The organism is Nonomuraea sp. NPDC048892, assembly GCF_040649735.1.
GTDB classification, from domain to species: Bacteria; Actinomycetota; Actinomycetes; order Streptosporangiales; family Streptosporangiaceae; genus Nonomuraea; species Nonomuraea maheshkhaliensis.
This window is the reverse complement of sequence record NZ_JBEZFZ010000081.1, coordinates 1-1333: the sequence shown is the minus strand read 5'-3', so window position 1 is coordinate 1333 and position 1333 is coordinate 1. Positions and strand designations below refer to the sequence as shown.

Below are 1333 nucleotides of genomic sequence, written 5' to 3'. Positions count from 1 at the left end.
GTGTGCTGGTTCAGGACATAGGAAACCCATGTCGCAAGACATAGGAAACTTCAACAGAGTGTGTCTCGGGACATAGGCAACCATCGCGATCATGAGCCTGGGCGGTGTGTCCAAGGCCAGAGTTGTCATCACCGCCGTTGTCGTCGAGGGCCGCTCCCAGGCAGAGGTCGCCCGCGCCTACGGGGTGTCCAAGGGCTGGGTGTCCAAGCTCGTCGCGCGTTACCGGGCCGAGGGTGAGGCAGCGTTCGAGCCCCGGTCGCGCAGGCCACGCACCTCGCCAAACGCGATCGACGCCGACACCGTCGAGCTGATCGTCCGGCTCCGCAAGGAACTCACCGAGCAAGGACTGGACGCCGGCCCGGACACCATCGGCTGGCACCTCGCCCACCATCACGGGCGGACGGTGTCCCGAGCCACGATCAGCCGCCATCTCACCCGTCGCGGTCTGGTGATCCCCGAGCCCAAGAAGCGGCCCCGTTCGTCCTACATCCGCTTCCAGGCGGAGCTGCCGAACGAGACCTGGCAGGCCGACTTCACCCACTACCGGCTCACTGACGGCACCGACACCGAGATCCTTTCCTGGCTGGACGACCATTCCCGCTACGCTCTGTCGGTGACCGCGCACGCCCGCGTCACCGGACCGATCGTGCGAACCACCTTCCGCGCCGCGGTCGCCGCCCATGGCGTGCCCGCCTCCACCTTGACCGACAACGGCATGGTCTTCACCACCCGGCTGGCCGGCGGCCGCGGCGGCCGCAACGCCTTCGAACACGACCTGCGCCGCCTGCACGTGCGGCAGAAGAACTCCACCCCCAACCACCCCACCACCTGCGGCAAGGTCGAACGCTTCCAGCAGACCATGAAGAACTGGCTCCGCGCCCAGCCCGACCAACCCGCCACCCTGACCGACCTGCAGACACTCCTCGACCGCTTCGTCGATGCCTACAACCACCACCGCCCGCACCGATCCCTGCCACACCGTGCCACCCCGGCAACGGCCTACACCGCCTCGCCCAAGGCCCTGCCCGCCGGCAGCCGCGACGCCGACACCCACGCTCGCGTACGTCACGACCGCATCGACCCGTCCGGCGTGGTCACCCTCCGACTCGACGGCCGACTGCACCACCTCGGCATCGGACGAACCCACGCCCGAACCCACGTCATCATGCTGATCGAGGACCTGCACGTCCGTGTCGTCAACGCCATCACCGGGGAACTCCTGCGCGAGCTGATCCTCGACCCCAGCCGCGATTACCAACCTCAGGCAAACCCCAGCAAGACGAAACCCCCGAACCCGTAGGTTCGAGGGTTTCCGATGTCCTGAGACATCACA

General features: G+C 67.2%; 1 protein-coding gene. It reads left to right on the top strand.

From position 1 onward, the window contains the following. Positions 1-91 precede the first annotated feature (91 nt). Positions 92-1300, top strand: a complete 1209-nt coding sequence (locus tag AB0C28_RS56200; RefSeq protein ID WP_358085795.1) for an IS481 family transposase — start codon at positions 92-94, stop codon at positions 1298-1300. Positions 1301-1333 lie beyond the last annotated feature (33 nt).

Bases quoted from the DNA above. Each gene is read 5' to 3' on its own strand.
- AB0C28_RS56200 (WP_358085795.1), top strand. From the start codon at position 92: ATGAGCCTGGGCGGTGTGTCCAAGGCCAGAGTTGTCATCACCGCCGTT.